This is a genomic window from Pontibacter sp. 13R65, from assembly GCF_047525655.1.
GTDB lineage: Bacteria > Bacteroidota > Bacteroidia > Cytophagales > Hymenobacteraceae > Pontibacter.
This window is the reverse complement of sequence record NZ_JBLIQL010000030.1, coordinates 1-22,520: the sequence shown is the minus strand read 5'-3', so window position 1 is coordinate 22,520 and position 22,520 is coordinate 1. Positions and strand designations below refer to the sequence as shown.

Annotated in this window: 22 protein-coding genes; 11 read left to right on the top strand and 11 right to left on the bottom strand. The window is 44.9% G+C overall.

What is annotated here, in order from left to right; all coding sequences use genetic code 11:
• Positions 1 to 398: 398 nt before the first annotated feature.
• From ACMA1I_RS21470 to ACMA1I_RS21455, 4 genes are all read left to right on the top strand, one after another.
• Positions 399 to 959, top strand: a complete 561-nt coding sequence (locus ACMA1I_RS21470) for a hypothetical protein (RefSeq protein WP_337070538.1) — start codon at positions 399 to 401, stop codon at positions 957 to 959.
• 23 nt (positions 960 to 982) lie between these two features.
• On the top strand, positions 983 to 1,717 hold the full coding sequence (locus ACMA1I_RS21465) for a DUF72 domain-containing protein (RefSeq protein WP_337070537.1): 735 nt from the start codon (positions 983 to 985) through the stop codon (positions 1,715 to 1,717).
• Positions 1,718 to 1,949: 232 nt separating this feature from the next.
• Entirely contained in the window at positions 1,950 to 2,954 is a 1,005-nt protein-coding gene (locus ACMA1I_RS21460; protein WP_337070536.1) for an NAD(P)/FAD-dependent oxidoreductase, read from the top strand.
• Entirely contained in the window at positions 2,954 to 3,277 is a 324-nt protein-coding gene (locus ACMA1I_RS21455; RefSeq protein ID WP_337070535.1) for a 2Fe-2S iron-sulfur cluster-binding protein, read from the top strand. The genes ACMA1I_RS21460 and ACMA1I_RS21455 overlap by 1 nt, the downstream gene beginning before the upstream one ends.
• Before the next feature lie 174 nt (positions 3,278 to 3,451).
• Here ACMA1I_RS21455 and ACMA1I_RS21450 read toward each other — a convergent pair whose 3' ends face one another.
• The 4 genes from ACMA1I_RS21450 to ACMA1I_RS21435 all read right to left on the bottom strand — a co-directional run bounded on the left by ACMA1I_RS21450 (position 3,452) and on the right by ACMA1I_RS21435 (position 7,540).
• Positions 3,452 to 4,663, bottom strand: coding sequence for a hypothetical protein (locus ACMA1I_RS21450; protein ID WP_337070534.1), 1,212 nt, complete (start codon positions 4,661 to 4,663; stop codon positions 3,452 to 3,454).
• 417 nt (positions 4,664 to 5,080) lie between these two features.
• Positions 5,081 to 6,082: a PRC and DUF2382 domain-containing protein gene (locus ACMA1I_RS21445; RefSeq protein ID WP_337070533.1), complete on the bottom strand. Its 1,002-nt coding sequence runs from the start codon at positions 6,080 to 6,082 to the stop codon at positions 5,081 to 5,083.
• Between the two features lie 70 nt (positions 6,083 to 6,152).
• Positions 6,153 to 6,785 (bottom strand): OmpA family protein, encoded by a 633-nt coding sequence (locus ACMA1I_RS21440; RefSeq protein WP_337070532.1) that lies wholly within the window; start codon positions 6,783 to 6,785, stop codon positions 6,153 to 6,155.
• A gap of 377 nt (positions 6,786 to 7,162) precedes the next feature.
• Positions 7,163 to 7,540, bottom strand: a complete 378-nt coding sequence (locus ACMA1I_RS21435; RefSeq protein ID WP_337070531.1) for a hypothetical protein — start codon at positions 7,538 to 7,540, stop codon at positions 7,163 to 7,165.
• 315 nt (positions 7,541 to 7,855) lie between these two features.
• Here ACMA1I_RS21435 and ACMA1I_RS21430 point away from each other — a divergent pair, with 315 nt between their 5' ends.
• The gene (locus ACMA1I_RS21430) at positions 7,856 to 8,398 is read left to right on the top strand and encodes an NUDIX hydrolase (RefSeq protein WP_337070530.1); all 543 of its coding nucleotides are present in this window, start codon (positions 7,856 to 7,858) and stop codon (positions 8,396 to 8,398) included.
• A gap of 251 nt (positions 8,399 to 8,649) precedes the next feature.
• Here the strand turns inward: ACMA1I_RS21430 and ACMA1I_RS21425 are convergent, their stop codons facing one another.
• From ACMA1I_RS21425 to ACMA1I_RS21410, 4 genes are all read right to left on the bottom strand, one after another.
• Positions 8,650 to 9,543 (bottom strand): cyanophycinase, encoded by an 894-nt coding sequence (locus ACMA1I_RS21425; RefSeq protein WP_337070529.1) that lies wholly within the window; start codon positions 9,541 to 9,543, stop codon positions 8,650 to 8,652.
• 90 nt (positions 9,544 to 9,633) lie between these two features.
• Positions 9,634 to 10,041 carry a hypothetical protein gene (locus ACMA1I_RS21420; protein ID WP_337070528.1) on the bottom strand — a complete coding sequence of 136 codons (408 nt, stop codon included), beginning with the start codon at positions 10,039 to 10,041 and terminating at the stop codon, positions 9,634 to 9,636.
• Positions 10,042 to 10,047: 6 nt separating this feature from the next.
• A complete protein-coding gene (locus ACMA1I_RS21415; RefSeq protein WP_337070527.1) occupies positions 10,048 to 10,896 on the bottom strand; it encodes a TIGR02587 family membrane protein in 849 nt (282 codons plus the stop codon).
• A 24-nt stretch (positions 10,897 to 10,920) separates the two neighbouring features.
• Positions 10,921 to 11,703, bottom strand: a complete 783-nt coding sequence (locus ACMA1I_RS21410; RefSeq protein ID WP_337070526.1) for a transporter — start codon at positions 11,701 to 11,703, stop codon at positions 10,921 to 10,923.
• 933 nt (positions 11,704 to 12,636) lie between these two features.
• Between ACMA1I_RS21410 and ACMA1I_RS21405 the strand changes: the two genes are divergently transcribed.
• Complete coding sequence (locus ACMA1I_RS21405; protein WP_337070525.1) at positions 12,637 to 13,278, top strand: outer membrane beta-barrel protein; 642 nt, start codon at positions 12,637 to 12,639, stop codon at positions 13,276 to 13,278.
• A gap of 11 nt (positions 13,279 to 13,289) precedes the next feature.
• A complete protein-coding gene (locus ACMA1I_RS21400; protein ID WP_337070524.1) occupies positions 13,290 to 14,024 on the top strand; it encodes a hypothetical protein in 735 nt (244 codons plus the stop codon).
• Between the two features lie 70 nt (positions 14,025 to 14,094).
• Here ACMA1I_RS21400 and ACMA1I_RS21395 read toward each other — a convergent pair whose 3' ends face one another.
• Both ACMA1I_RS21395 and ACMA1I_RS21390 read right to left on the bottom strand, forming a co-directional pair.
• Complete coding sequence (locus ACMA1I_RS21395; RefSeq protein WP_337070523.1) at positions 14,095 to 14,838, bottom strand: (Fe-S)-binding protein; 744 nt, start codon at positions 14,836 to 14,838, stop codon at positions 14,095 to 14,097.
• 2 nt (positions 14,839 to 14,840) lie between these two features.
• Positions 14,841 to 15,686 carry a hydroxymethylglutaryl-CoA lyase gene (locus ACMA1I_RS21390; protein WP_337070522.1) on the bottom strand — a complete coding sequence of 282 codons (846 nt, stop codon included), beginning with the start codon at positions 15,684 to 15,686 and terminating at the stop codon, positions 14,841 to 14,843.
• Between the two features lie 252 nt (positions 15,687 to 15,938).
• Between ACMA1I_RS21390 and ACMA1I_RS21385 the strand changes: the two genes are divergently transcribed.
• The 4 genes from ACMA1I_RS21385 to xseB all read left to right on the top strand — a co-directional run bounded on the left by ACMA1I_RS21385 (position 15,939) and on the right by xseB (position 19,625).
• Positions 15,939 to 17,000 (top strand): CNNM domain-containing protein, encoded by a 1,062-nt coding sequence (locus tag ACMA1I_RS21385; RefSeq protein ID WP_337070521.1) that lies wholly within the window; start codon positions 15,939 to 15,941, stop codon positions 16,998 to 17,000.
• 48 nt (positions 17,001 to 17,048) lie between these two features.
• Positions 17,049 to 17,600 (top strand): GNAT family N-acetyltransferase, encoded by a 552-nt coding sequence (locus ACMA1I_RS21380; protein WP_337070520.1) that lies wholly within the window; start codon positions 17,049 to 17,051, stop codon positions 17,598 to 17,600.
• 203 nt (positions 17,601 to 17,803) lie between these two features.
• Positions 17,804 to 19,372, top strand: a complete 1,569-nt coding sequence (gene xseA, locus ACMA1I_RS21375) for an exodeoxyribonuclease VII large subunit (protein ID WP_337070519.1) — start codon at positions 17,804 to 17,806, stop codon at positions 19,370 to 19,372.
• A complete protein-coding gene (gene xseB / locus ACMA1I_RS21370) occupies positions 19,365 to 19,625 on the top strand; it encodes an exodeoxyribonuclease VII small subunit (protein ID WP_337070518.1) in 261 nt (86 codons plus the stop codon). Before xseA ends, xseB begins: the two co-directional genes overlap by 8 nt.
• A 76-nt stretch (positions 19,626 to 19,701) precedes the next feature.
• Here the strand turns inward: xseB and ACMA1I_RS21365 are convergent, their stop codons facing one another.
• The gene (locus ACMA1I_RS21365; RefSeq protein WP_337070517.1) at positions 19,702 to 21,906 is read right to left on the bottom strand and encodes a bifunctional alpha,alpha-trehalose-phosphate synthase (UDP-forming)/trehalose-phosphatase; all 2,205 of its coding nucleotides are present in this window, start codon (positions 21,904 to 21,906) and stop codon (positions 19,702 to 19,704) included.
• Positions 21,907 to 22,520 lie beyond the last annotated feature (614 nt).

Below are 22,520 nucleotides of genomic sequence, written 5' to 3'. Positions count from 1 at the left end.
CAGGAGCCCTCGATTTGGAGCATCTTGATTTTTTTTGTTCTTTTTGTATCAAGACAAAAAGAACAAAGACTACAACAATACAACAACTCCACTTCGCTGTCGCAGCAAGAAAAGTTACTATGCGAACTTAGACAAAATATGCTCTTGGCTCTCGCCCACAAGATCCTTCCAGGATGACAAAGAAGGATGGCGGAGGAGCAACAAATAAATTCGGCTTCAGCACAAACCAATTATTCTAATGAAAACTCCTTTCCAGAGGCTATTTATCCAAATTGAACGCAGGGGCTATCACTTGATCTAAAAAATATTCTTTTAAATCGGCTGGCCCTACACACTAACTTCGCCTCCTGATGACCGTAAGCACGGATACATAACAAACCTAACGCTGTTAAAGATTTATGCAGGAACAACGGCTCATAACAGGGCAAACAGAAGAAGCAATTTGCCAGCAATTGGCAGAGGACATGCAGCAGCACCCAGACCTGCTACAGTACCAAGTACTGTTACAGCAAGCACCTTACCAGGTCCTGTTTCGGTTGGATGTAGACCTAGGTGGGGGCTTTGAGAGTGGTATTTCCAGCACATTATTTAGTGCAACCCTTCAAAAAAGCAGTGGGTACAGATTCAGGCTCCAACAGCAGGGGCTATTGGAAGAGGTAGGTAAATTGCTCGGCATGCAGGATATTAAGATTGGAGATTCGGAGTTTGATGCACATACCCTTGTACAGGCAAACCAAGAAGAGAAGGTAAAGCAAATGCTATCGCAGCCAGATGTACGCTCACCTTTTCTGCAGTTATCCGACTACCAGGTGGAGCTAACCTTACCCGGAGAGGCAAATGAGCCAGCAAGGCTCGACTTCTGGATTCAGGAGGCGATAACAGACCCTATTCAGCTTTGCCAGCTCTATCACTCCTTTATGGCTCTTTTAAAATTTTCTGAAACAGATCAAGCGCTGTAAGACACTGACTTTAAAAATGACTGATGGATCGGAAAATACACATTGGCACTTCCGGCTGGCATTATAAACACTGGATGGGCAACTTCTACCCCGATGGAGTAAAATCAAAGGACTTCACCAGTCACTATATACGCCACTTTCAGACTGTTGAAATCAACAATTCATTTTATAAGCTCCCATCGGCTGAAACGTTTGCCACCTGGCGCGCTTCTGTCCCACCTGAGTTTTTATTCTCGGTTAAGGGCAGTCGCTTTATCACCCACATGAAAAAGCTAAAGGACCCACAGGAGAGTATTGCCCGCTTTTTTGAGAATGTGAATGCCTTGGAAGAAAAACTGGGGCCGATCCTTTTTCAGTTACCTCCCGGCTGGAGCGTGAACGAAGACCGACTGGCTGGCTTTCTGGCGGCACTCCCTCCGCATTACCGCTATACATTTGAGTTTAGGCACCACAGCTGGTACAGTCCTGGCGTGCTGGAGTTGCTCCGGCAACATGGGGCTGCCTTCTGTATTTATGAGCTAGAGTGGCACATGTCGCCGATGGAGGTGACCACAGATTTTGTATATGTAAGGCTGCATGGGCCAGAAGGCAAATATGCCGGCAGCTACTCCGACGACACCTTGCGCTGGTGGGCTGGCAACTGTAGGAACTGGCATCAACAGGGGCTCGAAGTGTTTATTTATTTCGATAACGACCAATACGGATTTGCCGCTTTTAATGCCCAACGACTTCAGCAATTGGTTTGGGAACAAAACTGAGTCAGCAACAGTTTTGATATCAGCATCTATGTTGCAACAACTAACAAAATCAGACAAAGCAAAACAAAGTTTGCAATGGCTTGTTTTGTGGTTGTAAAACAAAGTGAGCTATAACTAAAAGTTATGACCTATAAAGGATAGTAATTAGCAAATATTATCTGGAAGTGGTTATTTTGTAAACAATAATGCAGGGATTTTTTTATTCCTGAAAACCGAGAATTAGCAATTTATAATGATACAAACTGATATATGCATAGTAGGCGCAGGCCCAGTAGGCTTATTTGCCGTATTCGAAGCCGGACTGCTTAAAATGCGCTGCCACGTGGTAGATGCCCTGCCTGCAGTTGGCGGACAACTCTCTGAAATTTACCCTAAAAAGCCGATCTATGATATTCCGGGATTTCCGGAAGTACTAGCCGGTGATCTTGTAAAAAACCTTGAAAAACAGATTGCTCCCTTCCACCCTACTTTTACGCTCGGTGAGCGTGTGGAGGAGCTGCAGAAGCAGGAAGATGGCTCTTTTATAGTAGTTACCTCTGAGGGCACTCAAATTGCCTGCAAGGTAGTGGTTATTGCAGGTGGCCTGGGGTCTTTTGAACCTCGCAAACCTGCTATCGATAACCTGGAGCATTTTGAAGGCAAGGGCGTAACTTATATGGTGCGCGATCCGGAGCTTTTCAGAAGTAAGAAACTAGTAATAGCAGGTGGCGGCGACTCTGCCCTTGACTGGACCATTTATCTGGCTGGCCTGGCAGAAGAGCTCACACTGGTTCACCGTGGCACTACCTTTAGAGGAGCACCGGAATCGGCCGAAAAAGTAATGTCACTGGCCGAAGAAGGCAAAATAAAACTCCTGCTCAAGTCTAATGTTACAACGGTCCAAGGAAATGGCAAACTGAACGCTGTTTCTATTTCAGTAGACAACGAGGAGCAGTACAACCTGGAAACCGATTACCTTATTCCGCTGTTCGGCCTGGTGCCAAAGCTTGGACCACTGGAAAACTGGGGACTGGACCTCGATAAAAATGCCATTGTAGTAAACACTGTAGACTATTCTACCAATATTCCGGGAGTGTACGCCATAGGTGACATTAATACTTACCCTGGCAAGCTCAAGCTGATTCTTTGCGGCTTTCACGAAGCTGCACTTATGGCTCAGAGCGCCTACAACATTATTAACCCAGGTAAGAAGTATGTTCTGAAGTACACGACTGTAAACGGAATACAGGAAATATAATGGAAGACGCCATAACGATATATGTTGAACAGGAAAACGGAGAGCGTGTTCCTGTTGAGGCCCCTACTGACATGGGGCTGTCTGTGATGGAAATTTTGAAGGCTAGCGAATACGACATTCCTGCCATTTGCGGAGGCATGGCCATCTGCGCCACCTGCCATGTAGAGGTGCTGGAAAGTGGCGAGCTGCCTGAGCCAAGCGACGATGAGGCTTTTATGCTGGAGTCGCTTCCACATGCTACCGAAACCAGCCGCCTGTCGTGCCAGCTGCGAATAGGCCCGGCATTGGACGGATTAGTGGTTCGCCTGAAGCCAGAGGCGTAAAATTGATTGCTGGTTGTTGATGGTTGCTATGTTCTTACATGCTTGACCATCAACAACCAGCAATTAAATTCCTCGCCGGAGGTATTTCTTGATGCAGTGCACCGAACCGGAATTTTCGGCAAACGGATTAAAGTCCTCCAGCATCACCACCTTAAATCCCAGCTCTTCCCAGAGTTATTTATTTGCCTTATCTGTCTTTTTTAACTCCGGCCAGCTGCCGTGCCCATAGGAAGGCAACCAAATTGTTTTCTCATCCTGGCTCTTAATTTCTACTAAAGCATTGTTGGCAGTGGCAAAAAACCATTTGCGCGCCTTTTGTTCTTCATCGTCTACATAAGTAACCGGAAGCGGGTTGCGGAACACCTCGAAGCCCTGCTTTTGCAGGTAACTGGCAATATCATCAAACACATCAGGTGCACTGTAGTGTATTAGCTCCTCCCCCAGCAGCTCTGCCGCCATACGGGTATCTCCCACCACAAGCTGGTACTTGCCCTGCCTGTTGCGGCCAGCCAGCGTAATAAACATATCGATGTGAAAAAGCGGCTGGACTGTGCCTTCCTGGTTTTTAGTATGAAAGGTCTCTGTCCATTCGATGCCATTTTTTCTAAACTTCCTGTTTTCCTCTCCAGGCACATATAAGGTGGAGCCTACAAAAATAAGCTTGCGCTCTTTATCGAAGTACTTAATAAAAAGCCTGCCCACGGTTTCAGTAGCTGAAACTCCGTTTTCTAACGGCAACACCCCGTGCAGGTCCAGCATAGAGTCTATACCGTAATCTGCTCCCATCAGGAAAAAATCATCTCCTGTGAGAATATTACCACCCTCAAAATACACTGGAATGGTTACCCGCTCCAGCTCAAGGGCCTGAGCGGTAAGGTAACTCACAAAACTGTCGGCGCCGCGCCGGTTGGAATGCGGCTGTACCAGAAACCGCTTGCCGTTTTGATTATCGGTTATAACCTCGTAAGCATCTTCTGCCCAAATAAACATCTGGTATCGGTCCGGCACCAGGTGCAAATGCGCCCGCTCCTCTAGCTTATTATCCTTCAGCCAACGGGCCAAGTTCTCGGCGACTTGCTCGTGTACCATCAGGTGCAGTTGCGTGTAAGTAGGCAACTTGAGAAACAGGTCTTTATACGCTTTCCAGAGCGGATTATCGGCACCTTCAAACACATAGGCCGGAATAGTGAACAGAATCGCTTCCAGTGCGCCATCGGCACTGCTGGTCATGCAGGGCTGCTGTGGCAGGTGCATGAATTTCTCCAGAAAGCCCATGGCAATGGCGCGTCTGCGCATGCCGCTTTCGGGTAGGTCTTGCTGTGTTTCATTAAACAAGCCCTCCACCAGAGGGTAGTGTCTTTTCTTGAAAGGTAGTTTTTCTGACATGCATAGTGGCCTTAGTACTTCCATGACTTACGGGAAACAGGTTTACTTTTTTGTCTTCTTACCCATTTTTTTAAAAAACCCTCCATAAATGGCCTCCTTCTACCTTATAGTTCCCCATATACGACAGACACTCATTGTTATACAACACCACCTCTAGCTTTTGCTGACGGTGCTCTTCCTTGTGTATGAAAGAAAAATCCTCAATCTGATTATCATCAATTCTTCTAATAAAAAAGGCCTTGCAGAGGCATTTTAAGGTATTATAGGTCAAGGGTTACAACCTGCCACATGACACTGGCTAATTTTAGCTTATAAAAAAACGGTAGCAGATTAGATCATCTGCTACCGTTCTGCTAAGTTTCAAGCGCTCCTCTTACTGGGGCACCTGATTTCTATCTTTAAAAAGTATATTGCTTACTAAATAACCGGGTCTTCTGTATCGGGATTTGTGCGCCTGTTTCTTCTGCTGGCATCATCATCTAGGTAGTCATCATCTTCAAGTGTGGTTCCTGTGCGGGTTTCGCCGGGTCTGATCTCGTCTACTTCCACATCGGTTTTATGCACGGTGTCTCTGATAATAGTATCATGCTCCTCTACCTCTTTCCGGATAGTTACCTCCTCTACAACGTTAGCCTCTTTTGATACTACCGGCACCTCTGCATGCTCAGTAATCTCGATTTCGCCTTCCTTAAAATTTTGCAGATCCGCTTCAGAAGCTGGCCGGTTTACCGGGTTACGCTCCACGTACACATTTTCTTCACGCAGGTTAATGTCCTCTTCTACGGGACGCTCTAGAACTTTGGCACGAATACGGGCTCCGCCTGTTTCGATGGTTCTTTTGCCAACTTCCAGATTTTCTTCTATAATAGGAATGGTCTCAGAATCAGTGCCTGTGGCAGGAGCTTCCGTAGCCGGTGGTCTTGAAGCCATGCGTCGGCGGTACAGGTTATCTTCGTTATACACATCGCTATCGTAGTCTGAGTGTTGAGTGGTTCCGGAAGCAGCTGCGGCTCCGGCAACTCCTGCGGCTCCTATTCCGCCGAAAACTCTTCGAACTTCCGATTCTGTGTTGCTGTTAAGGTTGTCGCTGCTATAAACTGGCAAGGCGGTTAAATGGTCTGCTGTCACATTGTTGAGGTACAGCACGTCGTCTGATTCGTGCAGCTCTGCCACACCAATAGGTACCAGTACGTTCCGAGGCTCCAGGTCCAGCACGTTTCCTTCCAGGTCAAGTACCAGGTAGCGCACCTTCAAGGCGGTAGGATCAAAAATAAGCTCATCTACTTCGCCTATGGTTTGGTCCTGTGCATTTTTAACTTTCCAGCCCCTAATGTCTGGCTGACCTTCTGCAATTTCGTAATCGCTGCCGCCTAACTCAATTAGCTGGCTGCTGTTTCTTAAATTTTCGTTTTCGTTCATAGCTCAAGTTTTTAAGAAGAAGCTCTTCTTCTGGTAATTAAGGTCAATTGGTTTTGCTGTATGCAGTGGTTTAATTGTTTTTTATGGCCACAATCTCTACCCGGCGATTTTGCTGGCGACCAGCTGCCGTTTCGTTAGAAGCTACTGGCTGAGATTCACCAACCGGGTGCACAGATATGTTGTCGTCAGACAAGTCGGTGTTATTGGTTAGCCAATTTTTTACAGATTCAGCACGCTTTTCGGCGAGTTCCTGGTTTGTGTCTGCACTACCCTGAGTATCGGTGTGGCCGTATACCCGCACTTCCCCATCTTTGTAGCGCTGCGAAACAGAAGCCGAAATTTGCTTCAGCTTAGCTTCTGCACTGCTTTTAATTTCGCTCTTTCCGGTATCAAAAAGAAGTGCTTCGTCCAGACTGTAAATGGCATACTCCTCATTGCCACGCACTTCTATGTCCTTGTCAGAAACTTCGGAGTAGGTAGCAGTGGGAGCGTTAAAATCAATTGCATTCCAATCGCGTGTCCTGGTAGAGGTGGTCGTGGCGGCAGTGGTGTCGGTTGTATTTGCAGGATCTGTGGTATTTACATTGTCATTGTCATTGCAACCTCTTAAAAGGAAGAACAGGAGGGCAATTCCGATTAATGCTAAAACAATCCAGAGCCATCCTGGTCGGCCCTTTTTAGGTTGTACATCTAAGTCTGCCATAGTGTAGTTTTATTTTGTTAGTGTAAGGCAAAAGAACATTTCTTAAAATAATACCTTGTACGCCCCAACAAGAACACTTGTTCATAAATTATTAAAATATTAATATTAAATAACTTACGAAACAAGTTAACAATTCATAAACGAGTCCTTTTATTTATATATTACAATATTTAACCTCCCACTAGCAATATCATAAGTGGCAGGTCTGGTGAATTGGCAAGGGATGCAAGTAACAAGTAATGCGGATACGACTTTTGGTTTGTAACTGCTACACTCGAAGCCTGATTAACATTTTAAAACAACAACTCTGCAGCTCCTGAATCAGCTGAGAGTTGCAGGGCTGTATCATTGGTGATTTATATTGCATCTTGCACAATTTACAGGCTCGTGCTTTCCGTATTCTGCACTTTCTTGGCTGAGACCCAAAGCGCAATCAGGAAAAGCTCTGCTACTCCATCCAGCATGTAAATATTCCAGATGACGTCGTTTAGCGCATAGTAAAAATCGATGAATGCCATACTGGCTGCACCGCCCACTCCTAACCATTTAATTTCGGCAGTTACCCGCCTGTGCAGCCCTGCTGCTAATAAAACAGCGCCTATTACAGTTAATAACAAACCAACGGTGCGAACCAGCCACAAATCTTCTTTTGGCCCCGAGACCCAAATAAAACTCGGCATATGCACCAGCGGCCAAACGCCTGTTACTGTCCAGTATATTCCCTGAAGTTTAGAAACGAAAGCAGGTTTTACCATAGCGAAAAGTGTTTTTTGATTGTACGAGAAAGTAAATAGCAGGCTTTAATTCGTGGTTTAATTTTTAGGATAAACTCCTTCTTGAAAGCAGCCTTAAAGCGCACACTACACCAGGTGGCATTACACAACTTTGCTAATAATCAACTATCCCACCAGTTTGAACAGCAGCTGCCGAGGGTAGCCCTCTTTACCTTTTGCCTAGTATCTTGAAAAAGCCTCTGGGAGACCCTTTTCATTTGAATAATTTAGATTGAGGGATAACCTCGCAAATAAACTTTACCGTACCTTTTACAACACAATTTTGCAAACAAGGCTATGAAAATAAAAGACACAAAAACCATATACGAAGGCTTTTACACATTTCGGAAACTGACGCTGGAGCAGGATGGGGAGACATTTGAGCGGGAGCAGTTTGAGAGTGGCCATGCAGCGGCGGCCATTGTGTATAACACCGACAAAGACTCCTACATTTTTGTAAAGCAGTACCGCTACAGTGCCGGCATGGAGCTGCTTGAAACTGTAGCCGGCGTGGTAGAAGATAACGATCCCGAAAAAACAATCCGGAAAGAAATAGAAGAAGAAACGGGTTATGCGGTAGACCACCTCAAGCATGTTTGGGACTTTTTCTCTTCGCCGGGTGCCTGTACCGAAAAAGTATTTTTGTTTTATGCTGAAGTTAGCAAAAAGAAGTCTGAAGGAGGTGGCCTTGATGAAGAGCAGGAGCAGATAAAAACGGTGGAACTGCCCATGGAGGAGCTTCTGAAACAGAAATGGGCAGATGCCAAAACCATTATTGCAGTACAGTGGCTCGCCGCACAAGAGCAGGTGTTTCTGAAAAAGCCTGAAACCAAGCTTTAAGAATAGCCTGCGGAGCAAAAGAAAACTATAGGTTTAACTTGCTCTTTAATAATTAGCCACTTCCGAAAATTATTCTAATGAAAATGGCCTTCCGGAGGTATTTTAGGAATAAACGCTGCCAGGGTTATGGTGCTTAGGGCAGGTGTGGCAAGTGGTGGAATGAAATAAAAGTTGAGGATACATGTAGAGCTGCCACACACCGTGTATCCTCAGACTGACCACCTATTATACTAAAAGATCAGAGCATAAATCTATATATGAAGCTGGTCGTATATAGGCAGGGTGTACTTTTCTCCGCGCGATAAAAGGTGTACTTTCATATCGCGCACTGTAAAAGGTTCTCCTGTTTTGATTTCGTAGATATTGGTATGGCTAATGCCCATGCCATCTACTATCGTAACCAGTCCGCTTCCCAGCACTTCCATTTCTTTGCCTTCGGTAACAAGTATGGCTGTATCTTCTTCCAGGCCGATACCAATGCAACCCGGGTTTGTACAAATTGCCTGCGACATACGCACAATCCGGCCTCTGGCAATAAAATGTGTGTCGATGGCTACATTTTTTAAAAATTCGAGGCCTGTTGTGATTCGGACATCGCCTTTAATATAACCTCCCTGTGTTTCGCCTTCGTAGATCATAGGTGTAGACATGGCAGTGGCTCCCGCACTGGTGCCTGCAATAATAATATCTTCGTAGGTGTAGCGTTCTTTCATGAGCTCCAGCACAGGAGTTCCGCCTAAAATAGATGTCAAGCGCAATTGGTCGCCACCTGTAAAAAGTATACCGGCAGCACGCTCCAAAATTTCGCAATACTCTTCGCTGCGGGCATCAGCCCTGCTCCTGACATCAATTACTTCCATATTGTTTACGCCCAGATCACGAAGTACTTCCTTGTATTCTTTAGCAAGTTCTTCGGGCAAGGTAGAGGCTGTGGGAACAATAGCCACCATTGGGTTTTCGCCCCGCAGCTCCTTTACAAAGTGTTTTAGAATTTCTTCCGTAATGAAGCCAATATTTTTATTTTGCTCCTCCTTCAGTTCAGCGCGACCTTTATCTTCAGACCCTCCAATGGCGAGCAGGCGTCCTTTGGGAATGGGTGCTTCTTTCTGAGGATCATGTTTTTTCACGTGTTTTCGCTTCGTCATGTTATTCCGTGGTATCAGTAAAACAAAAAATAATGTCAGTGAAAATAATATGGCTACATTTCAGCTCCAGCCGCTTTTCAGCCATATATATCAGGGTTTCTTGTAACTCTTTACTCGCACATATATGGTGTCGGCATTAGCTGGATTATCCTTAAACAAAACCCAGCCTTCTCTCATCGACTCCTTTGGAGCAAAAGGCAATTGCAGTTCTGCTGATTCTACTTCTTTTCCTCCTGTTTCGGTCCACACCTGAATGGTTACCTCTTCGGCTGTTTCTTTGCCTTTGTTCTCTACTGTTATATGGTACCGGTAAGGCTCCTTCTCCGACGGGTCGTGCTGGTAAAATACCTCCAGTTCAGGCTTTGGATTGTCTTCGGCCATATAGGCCTTGTAGCCGAGGTAAATTACTACTGCACTTATTAGCAGCAAGCTAAAACCAAACACCCCCCACTCCAGCACATTTTTATCGTCGTCGTCTTCTCGTTTACTTTTATTCATATAAAATTACCTGATTAACATCCTGCCAGCCGATGCGCCTAATGTTGAAATTACTCCCAGCACGATTACCTGGGAAAAAGCCACGAAAAAGCTTACATTCTGAAACCGACCGAAGAACCAGAGGCACATAGCCGATGCTGCCAGTGCAACCAGGTAACTTAAGCAGGTATCGAAGGCAACATTAAAGTTTCGTTGCCGGCTGTTACCTTTATCAGGTCCGTTTAGGGCGCTGTAATAAACGGCAATTAAACTGATAATCAATGATAAAAGGGCCATTAGCAGAATATGGAAAGGAGCAGACTCAATGGCGAGAACAACGACTTCCTCGGTCGGCGCTACGTTACCTCCCACTATAATAGCTCCGCACAAACCCAGAACCAGCAAACTAATTCGCATCGACCACCATGAACCCTGCTCATCCAGCTCCCGACTCTCGTCCTCGCCATTTGCTACGCCAAGCTGCGCAGTGCCAACCGAAACACCTATAGAAACCGCCATGGCCTCTATTATTGTTTTACCCATTATTTCGTCTAGCGTCATACCATCCAGCCTAACCCGGTTCAATACAAGCATGACCAGGAAAGAGAGAATAATGCCTATACCCATTTCTTCTACAGAATCTATAAAAATGCTTCGCCAGGTGGTACCGGCACGCATGCCCGCAAACCGGTTATACCCCAGCAAGAGCAGGTAAGTAGCCAACATAAGCAAGAGCAGTTGTAGCGGCGTAGCTGAAAAACCAGTCCACCAAACCTCCATGGTAAACAATACCGGGAAACTGAACAGAAGGCCCCCTATTATGCCCTGCCCATATTCCCGAAGCGATTTCTGAACTGGCCGTTTGTTTGTAAGCATACTCTCCTTAATTTTCTCAGGCACTTAATAAGGTAACCGTACAGAAAAGCCCGAGGTTATAAAATAGTCTGGGGCCGCGCTGTTTAGCCTTGTACCAAAAGAAGCATCTAGCTGCATATTCGGGCTTAGCAGAAACAAAATTCCGCCATCTGCCTGGTGCCCGGCTCTCTCGCCTTTTTCTTTGCTACCAAACACTTCTGCAAAAACGGTTAACCTTTCTGCTATTTCATAACTAACTGAGGCAGTGTAACCCGGCACCGAATTTCCCTCCGACCAGCCATGCACCAGGTTGTACGCAAAGTCAATTTTATCAGTAATCCCATGCGAAAAATTAAGCCTTACGTGCGGTTCCGGGCCTGATGGTCTGAACTGCCTGTTGCCCGTTGGCAACAACATCCTGAACAGGAGAGCCGCCTCTGGCCGCCATCCTTTCTCTTCCCAGAGCTTAGCTTTGGCTCCTATACTTAGCGGCCCCATTCCCTGCAGCTTTCTGCGCTCTACGGTTGTAATTACAGAGTCGCGGTAAGCAGCTAAAAACAGCAGTTCCACCTCCTTCAGCACTCCTACCCGCAGAAGCGCAGTAGGGTAAGCATGCGATTTTAGCTCCTGGCCTTCTTCCGTGTCTTTCTGAAAGAAAAAGCCTGTTTCGAGCTGTACTGTATGCAGCGGCACAATTGCCGATGACTCTGTTTGGTCTGGCCTGTCGGTTTTTAATTCCGGACGCTCCTCCTGCGCCCTTGCCTGCGTTGCTAATGCCAGCACCAAACCAGTGAGGAGCACCATCTTAAAAGTAAAAGAACCTGGCATAGCATTGCACATAAATTGGGATTGATAACTGCACCGCATATACGTAGATTAAAAAAAATGGCGTCCTGACTACCACTTTACTTTAAAAAATGGTTGTTTATATCTTGGTAGCGTACTTTTACTCATTCATTTTGGAAGGCAGAATAAGGCTTTACGATCCTAAGCCTGAAAAGACAACCTGCACCCGGCGAAGCAATTCTTTGAATAAAAATGCCCTTCCAGAAGCAAATAACCTGGCGCGTACACATATGGTTACGGTTACACCTAATTGTTTAGTGAAGGAGAAGAAATAAAAGGGAGGAAATGATAGATAAAGATAAGGGAGCCAGCTATCGGCATCTGCAAGCTAATTCTCATTTGCCAGCTCCCTTATCTGCACATGATCCAGACAACCTTTAGCACCCAACAAAAGGCTGCTTTCTCATGAGTTCAACATTATGCAGTTTTAGCAGACTTACTCATCCACACCTATCAACCTATTGTACACTCCGGGAGCTGAACTCAACCAACCAAAAGTTAGCCCCTTTATAAGTGCGTCTGCTTCACTGTTAAGAGCATATACGCGACTCCTAAAATTTGGCGAAAACTTAAAGCAAAAAAGTAACGGATGTTCGTAAAACCAGTTTTTATTCCCATTGCTCTACGTAGTTTTCGGTTCAGCTTCGGGTGTAAATATCTCCAATGTATTAATCTGCATTGATCGAAAAATATTTCTAATTATTAAAAATATTAAATATTTAATGTTTTAACTTAAATTTAATCCAGTTACTAATCTGCTTCCCCGCCTTAACATGCTGCAGGAGAGCAAAATGCAATTTAACCCCATGAATTGGCAAATTAAATAATTATATTTTACTTAGCTATTTCAGGATTTAAGTTATACAAACAGGCATTATTCTTGTAAACTATCCTGCATACCAATAAACATATCTCATGAAAAAATTATGGATAATGCTGCTCCTGGCAGCAACCGGGACCACTATGGCCTATGCCCAAACAGAACAGGGGAATATGGTCATTTCTGGAAGTATTGGAGGAAGCTTTTCCTCTAACAAAATCGAAGACATAGATTTTCCTGGAGGTTTTACGTCAAAATCAACAGGTATCAGGATACGTCCCTCTTTCGGATATTTTATTCAAGAAGGACTTGAAGTTGGGTTAAGCACACTAATCTACTTCTCAAAAAGCAACGATATGAATGGCGGAGCGGAACACGTATACCACAATAGGTCCTTTGGTTTTGCACCTTATGTACGGAAGTATTTTGTTTTATCAGATAAATTAATGGCACATGGTACTGGCAGCATCTCTGCAGATTTCAATTCTAACTGGGTAGAAAGACCATCTGATAAAAATTTAGAAAAAAATAAGTCAACCAGTTTAGGTGTGTTCCTCTATCCAGGCATTACTTATTTCGTTACTGAAAAATTAGGTATAACTGCTACCCTCGGGCAATTAGGCTATAAGCGTGATATTCCTAAAAAAGGAGAAGGCAGAGTTGTAAATCAGAATATTATTGCTGATGTAAGTCTAAACAGCCTCACTCTTGGTATAAATTATTTCATAACACGGTAACCGGAAGATGCATGAAAAGACTCATTCTATCTATATCGCTTTTACTCGTAAGCACCGCAGGAGTCTTAGCGCAAACATCAGCCGGCACAATGAGTATATCAGGAAGCGGCAATTATAAAGAGGACAGATTAAAGGAAACAAGTGAAACAGAAGTTTATTACCAAAAATCAAAATATATTTCCAAAAATCTGCAAATCAGTTCTAGTGTAGGATATTTTATTATGGATAATATTGAAGTAGGTATAACAGGCACTGCCTCCCAGTATAGATCTATCAATCATTTTGAACGTCAAGATACTAGTTTAATATTTAATAGTTATAATAGCTTAGGCAAGACTATTACAAACAATTATGCTGTTGGGCCTTTCGTACGCAAATATTTCTTCTTAACAGAACGTTTGGCTTTAACTGCTACTTCTAATTTAATTTACGCATTTTCTTCTGCCAGAACTACTCTCGAGTATACAACTTCGCGAGGAGAAGAATATGAAAATTCTTCTGAAGGTCCCAAAAGTAATTGGCTTACAGTAGATCTAAGTGCTGGAGTTAGATACTTTGCAAGTAGTAAATTTAGTGTTAACGCTGGTTTAGGTGGAATTTATTACAACAGAAGCAGCAGGAAAGAAAATAAAACAACAAATGAAGGCATATCTTACGTTCGGAAAGATATGGGTAATAACGGCGGTATAAGTTTTTCTCCCCAATACATAAACCTCGGCCTTAGCTACTACTTTGGCGGTAACTAAATGTCCCATTATAAAGAAGGCCCGGTGCTACAACTAGCACCGGGCCTTCTTATTTTAAAGAGCTCCTCCCCTACCAGCCACTGGCCAGTACGTCGGCAATGTGCATGGTTTTGATGTTCTTTTTCTGTTTCTGGATATAAGCCTCCAGGTGCATCAGGCAGCTGGTGTCGGTCGAGAGAATGTAGTCGGCTCCGGTAGCCAGAGCATTCTCTACTTTCTGCTCGGCCATGGCTACCGAAATAGACTCGAATTTTACGGCAAAGGTACCGCCAAAGCCGCAGCAGGTTTCGTTATCTTCCATTTCTACCAATTCCAGCCCCCGCACACTTTGTAGCAAGGCTCTTGGCCCTGCTTTAATGCCGCACTCGCGTAAGGCGCTGCAGGAGTCGTGGTAGGTGGCTCTGCCCAATAAGGAGGCATCCGGAAACGAAGTAACACCCATTACGTCAGTTAGAAACTCAGTGAACTCATACACTTTTTTCTGCATGGAACGATACTTCACCAACTTCGACGATTTTACAAAAATATCCTGATAGGCATTTCGGACCATGCCTACACATGAGGCAGAAGGTGCTACTATGTACTCTGATATATCACTCGAAAAATCGTCCAGAAACTTATTGGCTACTTCCCGTGCCTCATCGAAAAAGCCTGCATTAAAGGCAGGTTGCCCACAACAAGTTTGCCCCGCGTTATAGTGTACATCACAACCAAGGCTTTCCAGCACCTTTACCATGTTCATACCAGTTTCGGGATAAAGCTGGTCTACAAAGCACGGAATAAATATATCTACTACTACTCTTCTTCTTGCCATAGTTATAAGAAAATAACGCCAGATTGGGCCATGGCCTCATCAAACGCCTGCTTGTTCAAGCCCAAATTTAAACCAATATTCTCAAAGTAGGTTACTAAATTTTCAGTAGGCATGTTCCCTACCAGTTCGTCTTTGGCCATAGGGCAACCTCCAAAACCACGCAAGGCCCCATCAAATCTTCGGCAACCGGCAGCATAAGCGGCCACTACTTTTTCCTGCCAGTTGTGTGGTGCCGTGTGCAAGTGTGCTCCAAACTCTATACCCGGAAAGGCAGGAATTAAACTACTGAAAAGCCTGGTGATATTCTCTGGATCGGCAACGCCAATAGTGTCGGAAAGCGAAATGGTACTAACCTGCAAGTGGTGCAATTGCTCCACAAATTCGGTAACAGTTTCAGCACTCCAGGGGTCGTTGTAAGGATTGCCAAAGCCCATAGAGATATACACAACCAAGGTTTTGCCTTTTTGCTGGCATAGCTCCTGCATCTGGGCTACATCCTGCAAAGCCTCCGCAATGCTTTTGTTCGTATTTCGCTGCTGAAACGTTTCCGACACCGACAATGGAAAACCAAGGCAATCTATCTGTTGGTACGCAGCAGCCTCTGTGGCTCCCCGTAAGTTGGCTACTATCGCTAGTAATTTAGAGGTAGAGCCCTTTCTTTGCAGTTGTGCCAGCACCTCTGCCGTATCGCGCATCTGCGGAATAGCCTTTGGCGACACAAAACTACCGAAATCTATGGTATCGAACCCTACCTGTAGCAGGGCGTTAAGATAGGCAACTTTTGTTTGAGTAGGAATAAACTGCGGCAGCCCCTGCATCGCATCCCTTGGGCATTCTATTAACTTCATATTCTTCACACCTTATGCGGATACTTCCTGCACGTAAAAAAAACTTTACCTTGCATGTACGTGCTGGCGCAATACTAGATATTTATTTTCACGTAAAAGCAAGCCTAGTAAAGTAGTAGCGTTTTTTGCCTCCGGAAGGTCTTTTTCATTATAAAAATCCGGATTTAACTGGTCATGCATTATTAAATTGCTTTATAAAGAAAATTTAAGTTATATATTGTACATCATCATAGCGTTCACTAAAAATTAAGAATGGGATTATTAATCACCTATTTACTTGTCGCGTTGTTTTTTTCTTTTTTATGCTCCATACTTGAGGCGGTGTTGCTGAGTATTACACCCTCGCATGTGAGCATTACAACAAGCCAGAATCCTGCGCTAGGTAAAGCCCTGCAAGATTTCAAGGATAATGTAGATAAACCCCTGGCAGCCATACTCACCTTGAACACCTTTGCCCATACCATTGGAGCGGCCGGTGTAGGTGCCCAGGCGCAGGTTATCTGGGGCGAAGAATACCTGTCGGTTATTTCAGGTGTACTCACTATCATTATCCTTATCTTTTCGGAAATCATTCCTAAGACGCTTGGAGCAAATTATTGGAAGCAGCTTACTCCTTTTACAGTACGTGCGCTTAAAGTCATGATTTATTCGCCGCTTTACCCTATCATTATTTTGTCGCAGTTTATTACCAAACGACTTAAAAAAGACAAAGATCGCAGTGTACTTAGTAGGGCCGACTTTACGGCTATGGCAGAACTAGGCATAAAAGAAGGCATTTTTAAAGATAGCGAGTCGCAAATTATTCGAAATCTGCTGCGTTTTAACAACATACTCGTGCACCACATCATGACTCCGCGCACCGTCATAAAAGGAGCCCCCGAAGACATGACGCTGAATGAGTTTTTCAAGCAAACCACTAGCCTGCGGTATTCTCGCATTCCGGTGTACACTGATAACCTGGACCATATTACCGGCTTTGTATTGAAAGACGAAATTTTACATAAACTGATCCAGAACCAGGGTAATCTGCCCCTAAAGAGAATAAAGCGCGAAATCCAGATTGTGCCTGCCTATATGCCCATACCAACCTTATTTAACCGGCTGATGGAGCAAAAGGAGCACGTAGCGCTGGTAATAGATGAGTACGGAGGCACAGCAGGAATTATTACCATGGAAGATATTATAGAAACGCTACTTGGAATGGAGATAATGGATGAAATGGACGATGTAGCCGACTTACAAAAATGGGCCCGAGAAAACTGGAAAAAGCGATCGGTTAGATTAGGCATCCGACAGGATGATCCGGAAGAGTAGCAGACAATCCGCTTCTTTTAATAAACTATTACATTAGTCTCTATTCCGATGCCTGCCTCTGATCTACGTTTTGTCCTTGTCCGAGAAAGCAGCAGCAGGTTTTTACCTGCCATTCAAACGCTGTATGAGGCGGCCTTTCCCGTGGAAGAGCGCAGAAGGTTTGAGCAATTAATTAACCTGCTGCAGGAGCCTCTTATGCACCTGCAGGCAGTAGTGCAACAGAATGTTTTGGCTGGCTTTCTGATTTATTGGGAATTAGATAATAACCTTTTTCTGGAGCACCTGGCAGTAAAACCACAGCTCAGGGGGCAAGGCGTGGGCCAGCATATTCTGCAATGGCTTCTGCAGCTTGCTTACGATAAACAAGTATTGCTGGAGGTTGAAAAGCCTACTACTAATCTGGCACAGAAAAGAATCCAGTTCTACCAAAGAGCAGGGTTCACTCTTCATGCTCATTTTAACTACCAGCAGCCACCCTATGAACGCAATGGGCAGCCGGTTCCTCTCCTGCTTATGAGCAAACAAGCAATTAATACAACAGAACTAAGCCAGATGGCAGCCCTCATCAGAGAAAAAGTATACGAAGCATTTTACTCCTGAGGCCGCACTGTGGAGACAGGTGCACTGTAGAAAGCCTCCATTGCTTTACCTGCTTAAAGAACTTTTATAAAAGCTGTTGCAGTTGCCTTACATTTCCACTTGTCTGCAAAATGCAAAATCTTAACTTTGTAAAAGAGCAGCTCTTAACGCAGCTGCTCTTTTACAATATTCACCTTTTTTAATGCTACCTAGCTAGTTACCGCATGGCCCAGCCATTTTCGATGCAGCCCCTCAACCCTTTTGAGGATTTTCAGTCCCCGCTAACGCTTTTCGAACTGCACCAGCAGATTCGGGAAGAGCTGGAACTGTCTTTCCCGGACAGCTATTGGGTAGTGGCCGAAATTGCCCAGGTAAACGCAGACCGTAGCAAAGGCCACTGCTACCTTACCCTGGCCGACAAAGGAGATAACCCTCGCGGACAGATGCTGGCGCAGGCTCGGGCCACCATTTGGAGTGCTCGCTACCAGATGCTGGGAAGGTATTTTCAAGAAAAAACAGGGCACCCCTTAAAGGCCGGATTAAAAATCCTTCTTCAGGCCAAGGTAAGGTTTCATGAGCTCTATGGCTTGAGCCTCGATATACAAAACATAGACCCTAATTATACAATTGGCGACCTGGCACGGCAACGGCAGGAAACTATCAAAAAGCTTGAAGCAGAAGGCTTGCTGGCTGCTAACCGGGAGCATGTGCTTTCGCAGGTGCCACAGCGCTTGGCGGTTGTCTCCTCTGCCACGGCAGCCGGCTACCAAGATTTTATTCACCAGCTACAGCACAACCCTTTTGGCTATAAATTTGCCACCACGCTTTTTCCGGCTTTGGTGCAAGGCAACGAGGCTCCGGCCTCAGTAGCGCGGGCTATGCAATTAATAACCCAGTACCAGCACCAGTTCGATGCCTGCATTATTATCCGTGGAGGAGGTTCGCAAACTGATCTCAGTTGCTTCGACGACTATGCTATTGCGGCTGCGATAGGCCGCTCTCCCCTACCTGTACTCACTGGCATAGGCCATGAGCGAGATGAGAGCATTGCAGACCTGGTGGCACATACTAGGCTCAAAACACCTACTGCCGTAGCTAATTTCCTGGTAGAGCGCTTACGTGCCTCCGAGGAAGAGGCAGAGAGCCTGATGGACAGCATCAGGATGTTTTCGGCACAGCTGCTAAAGATAGCAAACGAAAAGCTGGAGCGCCAAAGTCTTAAACTCTCGCACAATACAAACGATTTTTTGCAGGAGGCTAACGCGCGGCTGGAACAACTTTCTAAAGGCTTGCTGATTAAGCAGAAAAATTACCTGGAAGCGCAAAAGCATCGCACAAATAACCAAGAGCGCGATATAAGAGCCACCACCAAAGAACAGCTGCACAAGCAGGAAAAAAACATGAGCCACCTTACAATGTGCGTAGAAGGCAAAAGCCAGCGCTACCTGCACATGAAAGAGCACGAACTTAACACCCTGGTCCACTGCCTAGAAACAGAGGCTAAAGCCGGTCTGAAGCAGGTAGAAATCAAGTTTGGAGGTAAGTCGGAGCAACTGAAGTACCTGACAAGGCAAAAGCTGCAAACGCAGCATCACAGGTTGCACCTGCTGGACCTGAGCATTAAGGCAAATGACCCGGAAAAATTGCTCTTAAAAGGTTATACTTTAACTTTGCTGAACGGAAAAATAATTAAAAGTGCAGGACAGCTAAAACAAGGCGACGTTGTAGAAACCAAATTGAAGGATGGCATTGTGCACAGCATGATTGTAAATGTAGATAAAGACGATGAATAAGGAAATAAACAACATGACCTACCGCGAGGCCACCAAGGAGCTGGAGGAGATACTGCGGGCAATAGAAAACGACTCGGTAGATGTAGATGAACTAACGCTGAAAGTACAACGCTCCTCTCAGCTTATTAAGTTATGTAAAGAGAAGCTCCGCAGTGCAGAACTCGCCATAGACCAAGTGTTTAATGAAGAAAACTGTGAGCAGCCTCAGAAATCGGCCAAACCAGAAGCACAGAGCAACGGCAAACTTTTCTAAGTTGTTCACTACACAAAAAAGAGCCGGTACCTTTCATGAAAGGTACCGGCTCTTTTTTGTGGTTGCTTAACCTACATTAAATAACATGCTTCTGCTGTATTTTCTGAAGCTGTACCAGTCGTCGGAGCAATCTCCTTGCTTGTTCGCTGGTATCTAAGTGGTACTTTGCCACAGAGGCTGAGTTGCCTATTTTTACAGTATACGCTTCGCGTGGCATGGCCTTAAAGATGTCTTCATCACCCCAATCGTCGCCTACAGCCATTATAAACTCAGGAGAATACATGTTCAGCCAATGAGCAGTTGCTCTGCCTTTGTTCACCTCCTGTGCTTTTATTTCAACGGCCATTTGTCCATCCAGCACCTGCAGGTTGCTGTTATCAGCCAGGAAGTTTAGGTGGTTTACTAACTCACGAGCCCGGAGGTCACCTAAACCAGTTTCTACCCGGCGATAGTGCCAAACAAGTGAATAATCCTTTTCTTCTATAAACGAGCCTGGCGTACGGTCTACATACATGTCCAGTATAAGGCGGATATCAGATTTCCAGGTATCCAGCAAACTCATCATGGTTCTCCAACCTTTGTCGCGTTCCTTAATCCAAACACCGTGCTCCGCAATAATATCCAGGTTCAGCTCACCTAGCCACTCCTGCATATGATCTTTATCACGGGAGCTTACAATTACAACCCTGTTTTTCTGGCTGGCGCTCAGGCTGCTCAACAACTGAAACAACTCTGCATCCGGCTTCATGCTGGAAGGATCTGCCTGATAATCCATCAGGGCGCCATCATACTCCAGGAAGAAGAGACGGGTGCTGGCGTTCTGGTAAGCATCGCTCATTTCCTGGAACGTGGCCTCATCCAGGTAGCTGGTGGCCATAGACATCTGTTTGATCTTTACATAAGACAAACGGTCCATGTAAATACTTACCCAATGATGAATGTTATATCGTTTCAGGGATTCCTGCATGCGGCTCATGCAAGCTTTCTGGTCTTCTTCCGGCATGGTCAGTGCCTTGTGCATAGAAGAAACTACCTGGTTAATATCATTTGGATTTATTAGTATGGCTTCAGATAATTCTTTAGAAGCACCTGCCATTTCGCTCAATATAAGTACTCCCGGATCTTCGTGCTTGCTGGCTACATATTCTTTGCAGACCAGGTTCATGCCATCGCGCATAGGTGTAACCAGCGCCACATCGGCCATACGGTAAAATGCAGATAGTGTCTCAATTGGGTACGAGCGGTAGAAATATTGAATCGGGTTCCAGGTAATGCGGCTGTAGCGACCGTTGATGCGGCCTACCAACTCATCCACCTCCTCTTTCAGTTCCTTGTATTTCTCTACAGCATCTCTGGAAGGCACTACCAGCATAACCAGCGTTACCTTTTCGTGAAACTCCGGATACTGCTCTAAAAACAGCTCAAAAGCACGCAGCCGTTGCGGTATACCTTTAGAATAGTCGAGGCGGTCTATTGAGAGTACTATTTTCTGGTCGCTGAGGTTGTTGCGGTATACTTTCTCCCGCTTTTTCACTTCCTCAGAGTTGGCAATCTCAGCATACTTATCGTAGTCAATTCCCATCGGGAACGAATCTACCAGCAGCGAACGGGCTCCCATGTTTATCCAGCCGTGCATGCTCCCATGCCCCAGAATACGGTTAACCGAACTTAGGAAGTGGCGCATGTCGTCGTATGTGTGAAACCCCACAAGGTCTGCTCCTACCATGCCGTCCAGGATTTCTTTACGCCATGGCAACAAACGAAACACTTCGTACGAAGGGAAAGGTATGTGCAGGAAAAAACCAATGGTAGCATCCGGCAACCTTTCGCGCAGCATGGAGGCCAATAACAACAACTGGTAATCGTGTATCCATATGGTATCTTCCGGCTCAGCCATTTCCAGGATCACATCGCAGTACTTTTGATTTACGGCCACATAGGTCTCCCAAAGCTGCTGGTCGTAGACCGCATACTGACTGAAGTAATGGAAAGTAGGCCACAGTGTTTCGTTGCTAAACCCTTCGTAGAACTCCTTTATTTCGGTTTCAGTTAAAAAAACGGGGTGCATGTTCTCATCATGAAGCTCCACCGCAATCTGCTGCTGCTTCTCAGGGTTTTCCACCACCATGCCCGGCCAACCAATCCAGAGGTTGTCGTCTTTTTTGTAGATAGAGCCTAACCCGGTTGCTAAACCGCCCTCGCTGGGTTTATAGGTCATCTTTCCTTCTTTTTCCTGCAGCTTTACAGGAAGTCTGTTTGATACAATGATCAGTTTTGCCATGTGCTCTAGAAATTGTACTCAGGCAACTTTAGGCGCGTTTGCAGGTGCTAAACACTACCCCTAAGAGTCTGGAATATTTTATTTAAATTTAAATCAATATTTAAGTAAAATCTGTAGTACCTGTTCGTCTGTTTATTAGTTATTGCTTACGTAGCAGACTCTTTTTGTGTTTTATTTATATATAAAATACGCTATGGTTAATTTTACAACCAAAACTTTAATTTAACAATAATATTATGAAATATAAATCAAAAGCGTATCCTGAGGTGTCCTGATAGTAGCATCTAACTTGAAATGGCAAAAACAGACTATTAAGAGCTATAAATAAATGTTTGTGTTCTTAAAAATTAACTCAGGTGCTGCAAGCAGGGTTCCGTTATTCTACGAGTTAAAAGTCCACACAAGCGATCGTTAGTTCTTACATCTTTGAAATGGTCTTTCTCAGTAGATTAATTTCACTTCCTAAGGTGCTCAACTTTTTCTTAAAAAAACGTGAACTCGGGAATTAATTTGGTTTAAGACAGGCATTTGCGCAACAAAAAAGGCTAAGGATTAGGTAGAAATATTGTCCGATGTTTCACCTAACTCCTTAGCCTTATGCACTTTATCATAGA